This is a genomic window from Streptomyces sp. NPDC093221 (assembly GCF_044753885.1).
In the GTDB taxonomy this organism is placed as follows: domain Bacteria; phylum Actinomycetota; class Actinomycetes; order Streptomycetales; family Streptomycetaceae; genus Actinacidiphila.
Genome location: NZ_JBIVOA010000006.1, coordinates 118,843 through 136,810 on the forward strand (window position 1 = coordinate 118,843; position 17,968 = coordinate 136,810).

Annotated in this window: 3 protein-coding genes; 1 reads left to right on the top strand and 2 read right to left on the bottom strand. The window is 73.4% G+C overall.

Features of this window, described 5'->3' with window-relative positions; genetic code table 11:
- Positions 1–169 precede the first annotated feature (169 nt).
- Both ACIQCJ_RS23560 and ACIQCJ_RS23565 read right to left on the bottom strand, forming a co-directional pair.
- Positions 170–622 carry a nuclear transport factor 2 family protein gene (locus ACIQCJ_RS23560; protein ID WP_391046441.1) on the bottom strand — a complete coding sequence of 151 codons (453 nt, stop codon included), beginning with the start codon at positions 620–622 and terminating at the stop codon, positions 170–172.
- A gap of 182 nt (positions 623–804) precedes the next feature.
- Complete coding sequence (locus ACIQCJ_RS23565; RefSeq protein ID WP_355332734.1) at positions 805–1,995, bottom strand: cytochrome P450; 1,191 nt, start codon at positions 1,993–1,995, stop codon at positions 805–807.
- Positions 1,996–2,418: 423 nt separating this feature from the next.
- On the opposite strand from ACIQCJ_RS23565, the gene ACIQCJ_RS23570 reads away from it, so the two are divergent.
- Positions 2,419–17,844 (top strand): SDR family NAD(P)-dependent oxidoreductase, encoded by a 15,426-nt coding sequence (locus ACIQCJ_RS23570; protein ID WP_402712428.1) that lies wholly within the window; start codon positions 2,419–2,421, stop codon positions 17,842–17,844.
- Positions 17,845–17,968: the final 124 nt, after the last annotated feature.

The window sequence follows — 17,968 nt, forward strand, 5'->3', positions numbered from 1 at the left end:
GGGGGCCCGTGGTGGGGCTCGGCGTGCCCGCCCCCGTGTGGCGTGAGCGGCCCGTGCGGGTTAACACCGGGGCCCCCCCCGGGGGGGGGGGCCCCGGGGGGGGGCGCCCCCCGGGGGGGGGGGCCCGCCACCGTGTCGCTCCGCCCGGCCGGGGGCGGTCAGCGGTCCGTCACTTCCGGTCGATGAGGGTGACGTCGGAGCTGCCGTACAGCGCCATCATCCGGTCGACCAGGCCGACTTCGTTGACGTGGATCGTCATCACGATGTTCACCCGGATCATCTTCTCCTCCGGGTCTTTAGGCGGGATCGGCGGCAGCAGGCCCGACTCGGTCATCGCGGGACCCGCCAGCGGCAGGTAGTTGAAGGTCGAGACCATCGGCACCGACGCCCACTGGCCGTCCTTGGACGCCACCGGCATGGCCGCGTCCTCGAAGGCGCCGGAGAAGACGGCGGCGGCGGCGCGCTGGCTGAGCGCGTGCAGGCCGTGCTGCTCGCCGTTGCCCACCGGGTCCTCGAAGGTGCAGTCCTCGGCGTAGAGCTGGAGCAGGCCCTCCACATTGCCGTCGTTGATCATCCGACAGTGTTCGAGAATGAGCCACTTGGCCCGTTTCTCGTCGGTCATCGTGGCTGCTCCGATGGTCGGGAGGGCGGTGGGACGGGCGGTCGGGGAAGGGGAGGGACGGGAAGCCGGGAGGACGGTCGGGAGAGGGGTGGGACGGGAATTCGGGAGAGCGGTCGGGAAGGCGTTCGGACGGCCGGGCGCAGGGCGAGGGCCGTCGGGACCTGAAGGGGAGGCCACGGCGGTCACGTGTGGACGACCGACACCGGCAGCGACTTCACTCCGAAGAAGTTCCGGTCGTAGAACTCCAGCGGCTCGCTGCGGTCGAGCCGCACGTCCTGGTAGTGGTCGAGGAGGAGATTGAGGGCCACGCGCCCCTCCAGCCGGGCCAGCGGCGCACCGATGCAGAAGTGGATGCCCTTGCCGAACGCGACGTGCGCGTTGGGCGTACGGGTGATGTCGAACCGGTCCGGGTCCTCGAACTGCCGCTCGTCGCGGTTGGCCGACGCCAGCCACGGGATGACGATCGACCGCTCGGGGATGACCACACCGCCGATCGGCACGTCCCGGGTGGTGTACCGGCCGGTGATGGTGAACGGCGGCCGGTAGCGCATCACTTCCTCCAGCGCGGCCGGGATCAGCGAGCGGTCGGCGCGCAGCGCGGCGGCTGCCTCCGGGTGCTCCTCGAAGCACAGGATCGCGCTGCTCAGCATCATCGTCGTGGTGATGTGCCCGGCGATCAGCAGCAGCCGGGCGAAGTTGACGGCCTCCTCCGACGACAGCGGCTCGCCGTCCACCTCGCTGGTGGCCATCTTGCTGAGCAGGTCGTCACCGGGACGGGACCGCCGCTCCTCCAGCATGCCGTCGAGGTAGTAGTCCATCTCCTCGATCGCGGTCCGCAGGCGCTCGTAGTTCTCCGGCAGGTCGATGCCGACGATCTTGGCGGCGATGATGCGGTCCGCCCAGTGCCGGAAGATCGGCCGGTCCTCGGCCGGCACGCCCAGCAGTTCGGCGATCACGATCACCGGCAGCGGATGGGTCAGATGCCGCACCAGGTCGAAACGGTCCATGCCGTCGGTGGCGCCGAGCAGTTCCCGGCCGATCTCGGCGATCCGCGGCTCCAGTTCGGCCACGGTGCGGGGCGTGAACACCCGGCTGATCCCGCGCCGCAGATGGTGGTGCTCGGGCGGGTCGATCTGGGCCAGGTCACCGCGGGCGATCTCCGCCGCTTTCGGTGACACCGGGGTCGGGTCGGAGGAGAAGTCCTTCTGGTCCGACAGCACCCGCTGCACGTCCGCGTACCGCAGGACGTGCCAACTGCCGTTCTCGTCGCGGAACACCGGATGGTCGTCGCGCATGCGGCGCAGCCACGCGAACAGTTCAGCGCCGCCGTCGGCGGCAGACGGCGGGCTCAGCGACACAGCGGAATCGGTCACGCGAGACTCCCAGCGTATGACGCGCGGCGTGCGGATGCGGCCGTGGCCGGACACTTGTTTCACGCCGCGAATGAGGAATTATTCCGAATTTCATCGCCCGTGGACGGTAACAGCGTGCGGCAGTGGCTCAAACCCCGGAATAGGTATAGGGGGTGGGGGCCGTGTTTTAGGGGGTACCCCCGCGGGGGCAGGGGTCGTGCGGTCAATGACCCCGGTTGACTGGCCAGTTGAACGCTGATGGGATCGATTACCGGTCCACGTCCGTCCTGTCCGCAACCACGGATGACGGCGCGGAGGGCGACAATTCCGAGGCGATCGGGACGCGCACTCCGCATTCCACCGAGGCGGTGGAAAGTCTGGCGTTTTCGTGCGACCTGTATCACCCCCCGGGTCGTGGGATTCCGAAGGAGCTCTGACGTACTGGTGGCGGACACAAATGCCGACCGGAATTCGCTGAACGGACACGGCGGCGACCCCGCCGGGCCGGGCGAACCCATCGCCGTCATCGGGGTCTCCTGCCGACTGCCGGGAGCGGACGACCCGACGGCGTTCTGGGACCTGCTGCGCGGCGGCGCGGACGCCGTGACCGAACTCGCCGCCCCTCGTTGGCCCGTGGAGGGCGACGCGGACGCCGAGCCGGACGTCGATTCGGACATCGATTCGGACATCGGGAAGGGCGGTCCGGGCGGTCCGGGCGCGGCCGGTCCGCAGCGCGGCGGCTTCCTGGACGCCGAGCGGATCGAGGGCTTCGACGCGGAGTTCTTCGGCGTCACGCCCCGCGAGGCCGCCCAGATGGACCCCCAGCAGCGACTCGCGCTCGAACTGGGCTGGGAGGCACTGGAGGACGCGGGCCTCGCCGCCCTGCACCCCGCCTCCAGGACCGGGACCCCCGAGGCCGCCTCGGCGGAGCACCCGGGGAAGACGGCTCGACAGCCCGTCGCCTACGGGGTGTTCCTCGGCGTCATCGCCGACGACTACGCGACCCTCAGCGCCCGGTCAGGACCGGCCACCGCCCACACCCTCACCGGCCTGCACCGCAGCCTCGTCGCCAACCGCATCTCCTACGCGCTGGGCCTCAACGGCCCGAGCCTGACCGTCGACGCCGGGCAGTCCTCCTCGCTGGTCTCGGTCCACCTCGCCTGCGAGAGCCTGCGCTCCGGCGAGTCGGCGGTCGCCCTGGCCGGCGGCGTGAACCTCAACCTCGTCCCGGAGACCACCGAGCGGATCACCGCCTTCGGCGCTCTTTCTCCCGACGGCCGCTGCTACACCTTCGACGAGCGCGCCAACGGCTACGTCCGCGGCGAGGGCGGCGCGGTCCTGGTCCTCAAGCGGCTGAGCGACGCCGTCGCCGACGGCGACCCGATCCGCTGCGTGCTGCTCGGCAGCGCCGTCAACAACGACGGCGGCGGCCCCGGCCTCACCAGCCCGCACCAGGCGGCGCAGGAAGACCTGCTGCGCAGCGCCTACCGGCAGGCCGGGGTCGCGCCGGACGAGGTGCAGTACGTCGAACTGCACGGCACCGGCACCCGCGTCGGCGACCCGGTCGAGGCCCGCGCGCTCGGTACGGTGCTCGGCGCCGGCCGCGACCCGCGAGCGCCGCTGGCCGTCGGCTCGGTCAAGACGAACGTCGGCCACCTGGAAGGCGCGGCGGGCGTGACCGGCCTGCTCAAGCTGATCCTCAGCGTCCAGCACCGGGCACTGCCGCCGAGCCTCAACTACCGCCGCCCGAACCCGGAGATCGCGCTGGCGGACCTCCGCCTGCGGGTGCAGACCGGGGACGGGGCGACCGCCTGGCCCGACGCCGACCGGCCGCTGCTGGGCGGTGTCTCCTCCTTCGGCATGGGGGGCACCAACTGCCATGTGGTGGTGGGCGAATGGGCCGCGGCCTCGGCCTCCGTCGTCCCCGACGCGGCTGCCCCGGTCGCCGCCCCCGCGATACGGTCACCGCTCGGTGAACTCGACCTCGTGCCCTGGCCGGTGTCCGCGCGGTCCGCCGCCGCGCTGCGAGGCCAGGCCGAACGCCTGCTCGCCGTCGCCGAATCCGCCGTCGCCGAATCCGCCGATGCCGATGCCGATGCTCATGCCGACTCCGACTCCGACTCCGGCTCCGGCTCCGCCGACGGCGGCGGCGGCCCGTCGAGCCTGCGCCCGGTAGGCCGGGCCCTCGCCCTCTCCCGGGCGGCGTTCGAGCACCGCGCTGTCGTCCTCGCGGCCGGACCCGCGGACGCCCGTAATGCCGTCGGCATGCTCGCCACCGGCATGCCCGCGGCCGGTCTCGTGAGCGGCGCGGTGCGCGCCGGAGGCAGCCGGGTGGCCCTGGTGTTCCCGGGCCAGGGCTCGCAGTGGGCGGGCATGGCGATGCAACTGCTCGCCACCTCACCGGTGTTCGCGTCCCGGATGGGGGAGTGCGACACGGCGCTGGCCCCGTATCTCACCAGCTCGGTGGTCGAGGCGATCCGGGAGGGCGCCCTGGACGACGTGGTCGTCGTCCAGTCGGCGCTGTGGGCGGTGATGGTGTCGCTGGCCGAGGTGTGGCGCGCCGCCGGTGTCGAGCCCGGCGCCGTCATCGGGCACAGCCAGGGCGAGATCGCCGCCGCCTGCGTCGCGGGCGCGCTGTCCGTCGAGGACGGGGCGAAAACGGTCGCGCTGCGGGCGAAGGTGATCGGCGCGTCGCTGTCGGGCCGCGGCGGGATGCTCTCGGTCGGGCTGCCCGTCGGCGCGGTGCTCGAACGCCTCGCCCGCTGGGGCGACCGGCTGTGCGTCGGATCGGTCAACGGGCCTTCTTCCACCGTGGTGTCGGGCGAGCTGGACGCGCTCGCCGAACTGCGCGCCGCCTGCGACGCCGAGGGCATCCGCGCCCGGCGCGTCGACATCGACTACGCGTCGCACTCGGTCCAGGTCGACGCGATCCGGGAGGAGGTGCTGGACGCCCTGGCCGGCATCACCCCGGTGGCGTCCGACGTGCTCTTCTACTCCACGGTCACCGGCGGCCGGCTCGACACCCGGGAGCTGGACGCCGCGTACTGGCTCGCCAACCTCCGCGGGCAGGTGCGGTTCGACGAGACCGTACGCGCGCTGCTGGCGGACGGGTTCGGCTACTTCGTGGAGGCCAGCGCGCACCCCGTGCTGGCGGTGGGCCTGGCCGAGACGTTCGAGGACGCCGGGTTCGACGCGGTGGCGCTCGGCACGCTGCGCAGGAACCAGGGCGGCCAGGAACGCTTCCTGACCTCGCTGGCCGAGGGCTGGGTACGCGGCCTGCCGGTCGACTGGCAGGCCGTGTTCGCCGACACGCCCCCGGCCCAAGTGGCCCTGCCCACCTACGCGTTCCAGCGCCGCCGTCACTGGCTGGACACCGCGACCGGCCGCCGTCGCCGACGCGCGGGAACCGCCGCCGTACCGGCCCACCGCACCATCAGGGACGCCGAGCACGACGGGGACCGGGACTCCGGCGCCGAACCGGCCGCCGCCGCCTCCTCGTTCGCCGCCCGACTGGCCGCGCTGCGCCCGGCCGAGCGGGATTCGACGTTGCTGCGCTTCGTTCTGGCGCACGCGGCGGCGGTCGCGGGACAGCCGTCGCCGGACGCGCTCGACCCCGAACAGACCTTCAAGAACCTCGGGTTCGACTCGCACCTGTCGGTCCAGCTCCGCAACCGGATCGCCGAGCAGGCCGAGGTGGCGATGCCCGCCACCGTCCTCTTCGACCAGCCCACGCCGTCCGCGCTCGCCCGCCACCTGCGCGCCGCCCTGCTCGACGCGGGACCCGCGGCGAACGACACCGCGGCGCCCCCCGCTGACCACCCGGACGCCGACGACTCCCCGATCGCCATCGTCGCCATGGCCTGCCGACTGCCCGGCGGCGTCGACTCGCCCGAGGCGCTGTGGGACGTCGTCGCGGACGGCCGGGACGTCATCGGCGACTTCCCCGACAACCGCGGCTGGGACATCGAGCGCCTCTACGACCCGCAGGCGCGGCGCGCGGCCACCAGCTACGTCCGGCACGGCGGATTCCTCGACGGCGCACCGGACTTCGACGCCGGGCTGTTCGGGATCTCGCCGCGCGAGGCCCTGGCCATGGACCCGCAGCAGCGGCTGCTGCTGGAGACCTCGTGGGAGGCGGTCGAGCGCGCCGGGATGGACCCGCTGTCCTTGCGCGGCACCCGCACCGGCGTCTTCTTCGGCGCGATGTTCCAGGAGTACGGGCCGCAGCTCCAGTACGGCGCGGACGGCGTCGAGGGCCACCGGCTCACCGGCACCCTCACCAGCGTCGCCTCGGGACGGCTGGCCTACACGCTGGGCCTCGAGGGCCCGGCCGTCACCCTGGACACGGCCTGCTCGTCGTCCCTGGTCGCACTGCACTGGGCGGTACGGTCGCTGCGGTCGGGCGAGTGCACGATGGCGATCGCGGGCGGCGTCACAATCATGTCCACGCCCGGCATGTTCGTGGAGCTGAGCCGACAGGGGGCGCTGTCCCCCGACGGCCGCTGCAAGGCGTTCTCCGCCGCCGCCGACGGCACCGGCTGGTCCGAGGGCGTCGGCGTCCTCGTGGTCGAGCGGCTCTCCGACGCGCGCCGCAACGGCCACCAGGTGCTGGCCCTGATCCGCGGCTCCGCCACCAACCAGGACGGCGCGAGCAACGGCCTGACCGCGCCGCACGGCCCCTCGCAGGAGCGGGTGATCCGTGACGCGCTCGCCGACGCGCGGGTCGCCGCCGCCGACGTGGACGTGGTCGAGGCGCACGGCACCGGCACGACGCTCGGCGACCCGATCGAGGCGCAGGCGCTGCTGGCCACCTACGGGCGCAGCCGCCCCGAGGACCGGCCGCTCCGGCTCGGCTCGGTCAAGTCCAACATCGGGCACACCCAGGCCGCGGCGGGCATCGCGGGCGTGATCAAGATCGTGCAGGCCCTGCACCACGAGGAGCTGCCCCGCACTCTGCACGCGGACGCTCCCTCGCCGCACGTCGACTGGTCCGGCGCCGTCACGCTCCTCACCGAACCGGTGGCGTGGAAGCGCGGGGACCGGCCGCGGCGCGCGGGCGTCTCGTCGTTCGGCATCAGCGGCACGAACGCGCACGTGATCCTGGAGGAGGCGGAGGCTCCCGTAAGCGCTCCGGCCGCGCCCGACGCGTCCGAGGCCGAGATCGAGTCCGTATCCGTATCCGCTTCCGCTTCCGAGGGCGGGGCCGGGGACCCGCGGGCGCTCCCGATCCTCACCGGCGCCCCCGCACCGTGGCCGGTGTCAGGACAGTCGGCCGCCGCGCTGCGCGCCCAGGCCGCCCGTCTCCGCGACTGGACGGGCGAGGCCGGGGGAGACGGCCCCGCGAGCACGGGCGACGGCCGGGCCGCCACCGGCCATGCCCTGGCCACCGCCCGCGCCGTACTCGAACACCGGTCCGTCGTGCTCGCCGCCGACCCCGACGGGACCCGTGACGCACTGACCGCCGTCGCCGTCGGCGCGCCCACCCCCCACGCCGTCGTCGGCGCGGCCGACCTGCGCGGCCGGACCGTGTTCGTCTTCCCCGGCCAGGGCTCCCAGTGGCGCGGCATGGCTGCCGAACTCCTCGACACCTCACCGGTGTTCGCCCGCCGCTTCGCCGAGTGCGAGCGGGAGACGGCCGCCTACGTCGACTGGTCCGCCACCGCTGTGCTGCGCGCCGCCCCGGACGCGCCGCCGCTCGACCGGATCGACGTACTCCAACCGGTGCTGTTCGCCGTCAACGTGTCCCTGGCCGCGATGTGGCGCGCCGCGGGCGTCGAGCCGGCCGCCGTCGTCGGCAGCAGCCAGGGCGAGATCGCCGCGGCCTGCGTCGCGGGCGCCCTCACCCTCGCCGACGCCGTCCGTATCGTCGTCCTGCGCAGCGCGCTCTTCGGCGAGGAACTCGTCGGCAACGGCGCCGTCGCCTCGGTCGCGCTGAGCGCGCAGGCGCTGGAAGAGCGGCTGGCCGCGTGGGACGGCCGCCTCACCGCGGCCGGACGCAACGGACCCACCGCGCAGACCGTCGCCGGGGACGAGACCTCGCTCGCCGAATTCGTCGCCGCCTGCAAGGACGAGGGGATCAGGGCCCGCGTGATCGGCTCCACCGTCGCCTCGCACTGCGCCCAGGTCGACCCGCTGCGCGACCGCATCACGCAGATGTTCGCCGACGTCACGCCCGCCGCGGGCGACGTCCCGTTCTACTCGACCGTCACCGGCGGCGCGCTCGACGGAGACGGGCTCGACGCCGACTACTGGTTCGAGAACGCCCGCAGGCCGGTCGACTTCGAGACCGCCGTCCACACACTCCTCGACGACGGCTTCCGGTTCTTCGTCGAGATCAGCGCCCACCCCGTACTCACCCCCGCCATGCAGGAGACGTTCGAGTACGCCGGGACCGACGCCCTCGCCCTCGGCACGCTCCGCCGCGACGAAGGCGGCGCCGACCGCTTCCTCACCTCCGTCGCCGAAGGCTGGGTCCGCGGCCTGCCCGGCGTCGACTGGACCCGCCTGCTGCCCGCGACTGACGGGCGCCGCGTCCACCTGCCCACCTACGCCTTCCAACGGGCGCGGTACTGGCTGGAGTCGGCGGCGGGCGCGGGGGCGGGAACGGACGGCCTCGGCCTGTCCGCCACCGGGCACCCGATGCTGGGCGCGGCCGTACAACTCGCCGACTCCGACTCCCTGTTGCTCACCGGCCGGATCTCGCTGCGCACCCATCCGTGGCTGGCGGACCACGCCGCTCTCGACACGGTGCTGCTGCCCGGCGCGGCCTTCGCCGAACTGGCCCTGCACGCCGCTGAGTTGACCGGATGCGCCCAGGTCGAGGAACTCACCCTGGAAGCACCGCTGGTCCTCACGGGCCAGGACGGCGTGCACCTCCAGCTCACCGTCGGCGCACCGGACACGACCGGCCGCCGCGAACTGCGAATCCACTCACGACCCGACCGCGCCGACGCGCACGACGACTCCGGAAGCGTCGACACCGGCCCCTGGGTCCGGCACGCCGCGGGCGTCCTCGCCTCCGAGGCGCCCGCCGCTCCCGAACCCCTGACCGCCTGGCCCCCGGCCGACGCCCGGCCGGTGCCCGTCGAGGAGTTCTACGCGGATCTGGACGCGACCGGTTACGGCTACGGTCCGGCCTTCCGCCGCGTCCGCGCCGCCTGGCGGTCGGGTCAGCACCTCTACGCCGACGTCGCCCTCGCCGACGAGCAGGCCACCGACGCCGGATCCTACGGCGTACATCCCGCCCTGCTGGACGCCGCGTTGCACATCTGCCTGGCCCATGTCGACGGCCTGCGGCTGCCGTTCGCCTGGCGCGGGCTCGCCCTGCACGCCGTCCACGCCTCGGCGGTTCGCGTCCGCGTCACTCCCGACGGCCCGGACACCGTCGCCCTGACCCTCGCGGACGCCACCGGCGCGCCCGTCGCGTCCATCGAGGCGCTCACCCTGCTGCCGGTCGGCGAGGCGCAGTTGAGCCCCGCTGGGCGCCCCGCGAACACCCCCGCGGACCAGGCGCTCTTCCGGCTCGACTGGCAGCCCGCCGCGACCGCGGAGCGCGCCGCCAAATGGCTGGCCCTCGGTCCCGGCACGGGCGACGACGGCGTGCCCGACATCGCGGAACTGCTCGCCCGCATCGACGCGGGCACCATCGAGGCGCCGCCGACGGCACTGGTACGGCTCGGCGGGTGGGGGCACGAGGAGCCGGGCGGCGCGAAGGGTGCGCCGGGCGACGGCGACCGCTCAGGGAGCGAGGCGTCGGGCTACGAGGGCGGCCCGCTTGTCGGCGCGAACGGTGTCCTCGGCGACGGGAGTCGGACGGCGGCCCACGAGGGCGGGACGCCGGCTCGTACGCCGGTCGACGCGGCACTGCCCGCCCGCGCCCACGCAGCGACCGCCGAGGCGCTGGCCCTGCTCAAGACCTGGCTCGGCGACGAGCGGCTGAGCACGTCGCGCCTGGTCGTGCTGACGCGCGGGGCGGTGGCGGCGGGACCCGACGAGGCAGTCGCCGATCTGGCGACGGCACCCGTCTGGGGCCTGATCCGCAGCGCCCAGTCCGAGCACCCCGGCCGCCTCGTCCTGGTCGACACGGACGACACACCGGCGTCCCGGGACGCACTGGCCACGGCCGTCGCCACCGCCGTCGCGCGGGACGAGGCGCAGATCGCCTTGCGCGCGGGCGAGACACGGCTGCCCCGGCTGGTCCGCGCCACCCCCGGCGCCGCGTCCGAGACGCCCGGCACCCAAGGCGACCCGCACCCCACCGAGGCCGACCCGCACGGCACGGTCCTGATCACCGGCGGGACCGGCGCCCTCGGCTCGCTCCTGGCCGGTCACCTGGTCACCGAACACGGCGTCCGGCACCTCGTCCTGACCAGCCGCCGCGGACCCGACACGGACGGCGCCGCCGACCTCAGGGCCCGGCTCCGCGCCAACGGCGCGGAGACCGTCGACGTCGTCGCCTGCGACGCGGCCGACCGAACGGCGCTGGCCGCCCTGCTGGACTCCGTTCCCTCCGACCGGCCGCTGACCGGCGTGGTGCACGCGGCCGGTGTGCTCGACGACGGACTCGTGCTGTCCCTCACCGACGATCAACTGTCCCGCGTGCTCACACCGAAGGTGGACGCGGCCGTCCATCTGCACGAACTGACCCGGCACTTGGACCTGTCGCTGTTCGTGCTGTTCTCCTCCATCGCCGCGACCTTCGGCAACCCCGGCCAGGCCGACTACGCCGCCGCCAACGCCTTCCTCGACGCCCTCGCCGCGCGCCGCCGCGCCGAGGGCCTGCCCGCGCACTCCCTCGCCTGGGGCCTGTGGGAAGAAGTCGGCAGCATGCGCGCCCACTTGGACGACGGCGACCTCGCCTGGCTGCGCGCCTCCGGCGTCCGGCCGCTGGCCGCCGACCTCGGCCTGGCCCTGTTCGACGCGGCCACCGCCACCGACACGTCCTGCCTCGTCCCCGTCTCGCTCGACCTGACCGCCCTGCGCACCGAGGCCGCCCGCGGCTCCCTGCGGCCCGCCTTCCGCAGCCTGGTCCGCGCACGGCGCACCGCCGCCGCTGCCGCACCGGCCGACAGCGCCAGCGACCTGCGGCAGCGCCTCACCGGCCTCGACCCGCAGGAACAGGACCGGCTCCTGCTCGATCTGATCCGTGAACAGGCCGCAGCCGTCCTCGCGTTGCCGACACCCGACACGATTTCCGCGCGCCGCAGCTTCAAGGAGTTCGGCTTCGACTCGCTGACCGCCCTGCAACTCCGCAACGCCCTCGCCACGTCCACCGGCCTCCGGCTCCCCGCCACCCTCGTCTTCGACTACCCGACGCCCCAGGCGCTCACCGGCTTCCTCCGCACCCTCGTGCTGGGCACCGACCGGCCGGGCCAGCCGGCGGCAACGGCCCCGGCCGACGCGGCAGTCCGGGCGTCCGCTCCGGACAGTGACACCGATCCGGTGGTGATTGTGGGGATGGCGTGTCGGTATCCGGGTGGGGTGGGTTCGCCTGAGGAGTTGTGGTCGCTGGTTGCTTCGGGTGGGGATGCGGTGTCGGGGTTCCCGGTGGACCGGGGGTGGGATGTTGAGGGGTTGTTTGATCCGAATCCTGGTGTGGCGGGGCGGAGTTATGCGCGTGAGGGCGGGTTCCTCTATGGGGCGGGGGAGTTTGACGCGGGGTTCTTCGGGGTGTCTCCGCGTGAGGCGTTGTCGATGGATCCGCAGCAGCGGCTGTTGCTGGAGGCGTCGTGGGAGGTGTTGGAGCGGGCGGGTATTGATCCCGGTTCGCTGAAGGGCAGTTCGACGGGTGTCTTCACCGGAGTCATGCACCACGACTACGGCTCCACCGGCGACCGCCCCGAAGAACTGGAGGGCTACGCCGTCACCAGCACGCAGGGCAGCGTCGCCTCCGGCCGGGTCTCGTACACCTTCGGGTTCGAGGGTCCGGCGATGACGGTGGACACGGCGTGCTCGTCGTCGCTGGTCGCGATGCACCTGGCGGCGCAGGCGCTGCGGTCGGGGGAGTGCTCGCTCGCCCTGGCCGGCGGCGTCACCGTCATGGCGACCCCGTGGGTCTTCGTGGAGTTCAGCCGCCAGCGGGGCATGGCGCCCGACGGCCGCAGCAAGGCGTTTTCGGCGGCGGCGGACGGTGCCGGGTGGGGCGAGGGCGTCGGTGTCCTGCTGCTGGAGCGGCTGTCGGACGCCCGGCGCAACGGCCACCGGGTGCTGGCGGTGATGCGTGGCTCCGCGGTGAACCAGGATGGTGCGTCGAACGGGCTGACCGCGCCCAATGGTCCGTCGCAGGAGCGGGTGATCCGGGCCGCGTTGGACAGTGCCGGTCTGACGGCCGCCGATATCGACGCCGTCGAGGCGCACGGGACCGGCACGGCACTGGGCGACCCGATCGAGGCGCAGGCGCTGCTCGCGACGTACGGGCAGGAGCGGGCCGGTGAAGTGCCCCTGTGGCTAGGCTCGGTGAAGTCGAACATCGGCCACACGCAGGCCGCCGCCGGGGTCGCGGGCGTCATCAAGATGGTCGAGGCGATGCGCCACGGTGTGCTGCCGCGCACGCTCCACGTGGATGAGCCGACGCCGCACGTCGACTGGTCGAGCGGCGCCGTCGAGTTGCTGACCGACTCCCAGGACTGGTCCCCGGGCGACCGCCCGCGCCGGGCCGCCGTTTCGTCGTTCGGCATCAGCGGGACGAACGCGCACGTGATCCTGGAGGAGGCCGAGCCGTCGCGGACCTCCGAGCCCGACGTCGCGCCGGAGGCAGGCCCGTTGGGGTCGCTGACGGTGGTGCCGTGGGTGGTGTCCGCGCGGTCGGCGGACGCGCTGCGCGGACAGGCCGGACGCCTGGCGTTCTTCGTCGAGGCGGGCGGCGCGGAGAACTCCCCGGCGGACGTCGGCCTCTCCCTCGCGACGTCCCGCACCGCGCTGGAGCACCGGAGCGTGGTGCTGGCCCCGGACATCGCCGAGGCCGTCTCGGGGCTCGGCGCCCTGGCCGACGACACCCCGGCCGCCCGCGTGGTGTCGGGCGCGACGGTGCGGGACCCCGGCCGGGTGGTGTTCGTGTTCCCGGGTCAGGGGTCGCAGTGGGCGGGGATGGCGGTGGGGTTGTTGGACTCCTCGTCGGTGTTCGGGGCGCGGTTGGCGGAGTGTGATGCGGCCCTGTTGCCTCATGTGGGGTCGTCTGTGGTGGAGGCGATTCGTAGCGGGGCTCTGGACGATGTGGTGGTGGTCCAGGGGGCGTTGTGGGCCGTGATGGTGTCGCTGGCGGCGGTGTGGCGTGCTGCGGGTGTCGAGCCGGGTGCGGTGATCGGTCACAGTCAGGGTGAGATTGCCGCCGCGTGTGTGGCGGGTGCGCTTTCCGTGGAGGATGCGGCGCGCGTGGTGGCGCTGCGGGCGAAGGCGATTCGCGGGTCGTTGTCGGGGCGTGGCGGGATGGTGTCGGTCGCGCTGCCCGCGCAGGACGTACGGGAGCGGATCGCGCGGTGGGACGGTCGTATTTCCGTTGCCTCGGTGAACGGGCCTTCGTCCACTGTCGTTTCGGGTGAACCCCTGGCGCTGGCTGAGCTGCTGACGGTGTGTGAGGCCGAGGGTGTGCGGGCGCGCCGTATCGATGTGGACTACGCGTCGCACTCGGCACAGGTGGACGCCATACGCGACGAGGTCGTCCAGGCCCTGTCCGGTATCGAGCCGCAGTCCTCGCAGGTTCCGTTCTACTCGACGGTGACCGGCGGCCGTATCGACACGAGCACGCTGGACGCCGAGTACTGGGTGACCAACCTCCGTCAGGAGGTCCGTTTCGACGAGACCGTCCGGGCTCTGCTCTCCGACGGCTTCACGTACTTCGTGGAGTCCAGCCCGCACCCGGTCCTGGCTGTCGGTCTGGCCGAGACGTTCGAGGACGCGGGCTCCGACGCCGTAGCCCTGAGCACCCTCCGTCGTGACGAGGGCGGTCAGGAGCGCTTCCTGACCTCGCTGGCGGAGGGTTGGGTACGCGGCCTGCCCGTCGACTGGCGGTCCGTCTTCGCCGGAACCCCCGCCCACCACGTCGACCTGCCCACGTACGCCTTCCAGCACGAGCGCTACTGGCTGACCGGTGAGGGCAGCCGCAGCGGCGATCCCAGCGGGCTCGGGCAGGAGGCCGTCGATCACCCGCTGTTGGGTGCGGTGGTGCGCCTGGCGGATTCGGATCAGGTCGTGTTCACGGGCCGGTTGTCGCTGGCGTCGCACGCGTGGCTGGGCGATCACCGGGTGGAGGGGACCGTGCTGGTGCCGGGCGCGGCCCTGGCCGAATGGGCGTTGCGCGCGGCGGACGAGGTCGGGGCCGGGCGGGTCGAGGAGTTGACGCTCCAGGTGCCGTTGGTGGTGCCGGAGGGCGGCGGCGTACAGGTGCAGGTCTCCGTCGGCGCGCCCGACGCGGACGGGCGGCGCGAACTCAGCATCCACTCCCGCGCGGAGAGCGCCGCGCCGGGCGACCGGCCCTGGACGCGCAACGCCGCCGGCACGCTGCTCGACGGCAGCCCTGACACCCCGGACACGCTCACGGCGTGGCCGCCGCCGGGCGCCGAGCCGGTGCCGGTCGACGGCTTCTACGAGCGGGCAGCGGCGGCCGGTTACGGCTACGGCCCTGCCTTCCAGGGCCTGCGGGCCGCGTGGCGCGACGGCGACGAGCTCTACGCGGAAGTGGCGTTGCCGGAGGCCGCGGCCAAGGACGCGGCCCGGTTCGGCATCCATCCCGCCCTGCTCGACGCCGCGATCCAGGCCGTACTGCTGGAGCACCCTCACGGCTCGCCGGTCCGGCTGCCGTTCGTCTGGTCCGATGTCGTGCTGGGCGCGGTCGGCGCGACCTCCGTACGCGTACGGCTGCGGGCCTCGGGACCTGACGCAGTGTCAGTGACGGTGGCCGACACCGCAGGCGCCCTGGTTCTGTCGGTGACGTCCCTCGTGCTGCGCGCGGTGTCGGGCGACCAGCTCCGCGGTACCGGCGCGGACCCGGTCGACGGCCTGTTCCGGGTGGACTGGGTCCGCGCGACGCCTACGGAGGCCGACGCGGCGACGGCCGACTGCTTCCTCGTGCCGGGGGCAGCGGGCCTCGCGGCCCTGGCCGCCGCCTCAGAGTCGGTTCCGCCGCTGGTCGGCGTGGTCCTGCCCCCGGTCTCAGTCTCCGATGGCGTGCCGGGTGCGGTGGCGGACGCGGTGACCGGCGTGCTGGGTCTGGTCCAGGAGTGGCTGGCCGAGGAGCGGTTCGCTGATTCGCGGTTGGTTCTCGTCACCCGTGGCGCGGTGTCCACTCACAGCGGTGAGCCTGTCGCCGATCTGGTCCACGCCCCGGTGTGGGGCCTGGTGCGCAGCGCGCTCGCCGAGAACCCCGTGCGCCTGCTGCTGGTCGACACCGACCACGACGTGGAGAAGGCCGCGGATCTCGGTGTGGTGCTCGGTGTCGCGGTGGCGGCGGGTGAGCCGCAGGTGGCGGTGCGCGGTGGTGAGGTGCTGGTGCCGAGGCTGGTGCGGGCGCCTGCCGGTGGCGGGGGTTTGGTGCCGCCCGCCGAGGGCGCGTGGCGACTGGTCGCCTCCGAAGGGACGCTCGACGGGCTCGTCCTGGCCCCCCACCCCGCTGCCGACGCGCCGCTCGCCCCCGGCCAGATCCGGGTCGGTATCCGCGCGGCCGGTGTCAACTTCCGTGACGTCGTGGTCAGTCTGGGCATGGTCGGCACTGAGGAGTCGCTCGGCTGCGAGGGTGCGGGTGTCGTGGTCGAGGTCGGGCCCGGTGTCGCGGGTGTCGTGGTGGGTGACCGGGTGATGGGTCTGCTGCCGGAGTCGTTCGGGCCGTTGGCGGTGGTGGACGAGCGCTTGGTCGTCCAGGTGCCGGAGGGCTGGAGCTTCGAGCAGGCCGCCGCCGTCCCCGCGGTGTTCCTCACGGCGTGGATCGGTCTCGCCGATCTCGGCGAACTGCGTTCCGGGCAACGGGTGTTGATTCACGCGGCGACCGGCGGTGTGGGAATGGCGGCCACGCAGTTGGCTCGCCACTGGGGTGCCGAGGTCTTCGGGACCGCCAGTGAGGGCAAGTGGGACACCCTCCGGGACATGGGCTTCGACGCGGAGCACATCGCGTCCTCCCGGACTCTGGCCTTCGAGGACGCCTTCATGACCGCCACCGGGGGCGACGGAGTCGACGTCGTACTGGACTGCCTGGCGCGGGAGTTCGTGGACGCGTCGTTGCGGTTGCTGCCGCGTGGCGGCCGGTTCCTGGAGATGGGCAAGACCGACATCCGCGACCCGGAGGCCGTCGCCGCCGAGCACCCCGGTGTGACCTACCGGGCCTACGACCTGGCGAAGGCGGACCCGCAGCGAGTCGGCGAGATCCTGCGGGAGTTGGCGGGGTTGTTTGCGGAGGGTGTGCTGGAGCCGTTGCCGGTGCGGGTGTGGGACGTACGGCGGGCGGGCGAGGCGTTGCGGTTCATGTCGCAGGCGCGGCATGTCGGCAAGGTCGTGCTGAGGCTTCCCCGCCGGGTGGATGCCGCGAGTGCGGTGGTGATCACGGGTGGTACGGGTCTGCTGGGCGGGCTGGTGGCCCGGCATCTGGTGGCCTCGTACGGGGTCCGGGATCTGGTGCTGGCCAGCCGACGGGGCGAGGACGCTCCCGGAGCGGCCGAGTTGGTGGCGGAGTTGGTGGCGGCCGGTGCGCGGGTCGAGGTCGTGGCGTGTGATGTCGCGGTCCGGGACGAGGTGGCTGGGCTGCTCGCGCGCTTCGGCGGGGAACGGCCGTTGGGTGGTGTGGTGCACTGCGCGGGCGCGCTGGACGACGGTCTGGTGCCGGACCTGGACGCGGAACGTATCCGGAGTGTGCTGGGTGCGAAGGTGGATGCGGCGTGGCATCTGCATGAGCTGACCCGGGACCTGGACCTGTCGTTGTTCGTGCTGTTCTCGTCCCTCGCGGGCGTGGTGGGCACGGCGGGGCAGGGCAATTACGCGGCGGCGAACACGTTCCTGGACGCTCTGGCGGGCGTGCGCCGTACGAGTGGTGCGGCGGGTGTGTCGATGGCATGGGGACACTGGGCCACTGACTCCGAGCTGACCGGTTCGCTCGATGAGGTCGACCGGGCACGCCTGGCCCGTAGCGGCGTGGTGCCGATGAGCGTCGAGCAGGGAATTGGCCTGTTCGACGTGGCTGTCGGCTGGGACGCACCGCTCGCCGTCACCGCCCGCCTCGTGCCCGAGACGGCGGACGAGCAGACCGCGGGAGAAGCCTTCCGCGCTCTCGCGCGCGGCCTGACGAGCCGTACCCCGCAGCGCCGTACCGCCAAAGCCGCTGTCCCTGCGGAGCGTTCGGGCGGCGCGGACCTGGCCGCGCGCCTCGCCGCGCTCGGCGCCGCCGAGCGCAGCGCCGTACTCGTCGACATGGTGCGCACCAACGTCGCGGCGGTGCTCGGCCACGGATCGTCGGCCGCCGTCGATCCGGCGCGCGCGTTCAAGGAACTGGGCTTCGACTCGCTCACCGGAGTCGAACTGCGCAACCGCCTCGGCACCGCCACGGGACAGCGGCTCGCGGCCACCGTGGTCTTCGACCACCCCACCCCCGACGCCCTCGCCGCGCACCTGCTCGGCACGCTGCTGCCCGACGAACGACCGCCAGGTGCCGATGAACTCCTGGCCGAACTGGCGGCGTTGGAGACCCAGCTCGCCACCGTCGCGGCCGAGGAGGTGGACGCGGACCAGCGCGCCGCGGTCGGCCGCCGACTGGAGACACTGCTCGCTTTCTGGCGCGACTCCGGCACCGAAACCGGCTCAGGCACACGCGAGACCGGTGCCGCCGACCGGCTGAAGTCGGCATCCGCCGACGAGGTGCTGGATTTCATCAACAACGAGCTCGGGATCTCCTGAGCGGCCTCGCCCGGCACGGCGGCACGAGCGCCGGGCGGGCCACACGACGCAGGACATCCCGTAACCGCTCGGAGGAGGAACGCCTCGGATGACGAATGACGACAAGCTGGTCGACTACCTGAAG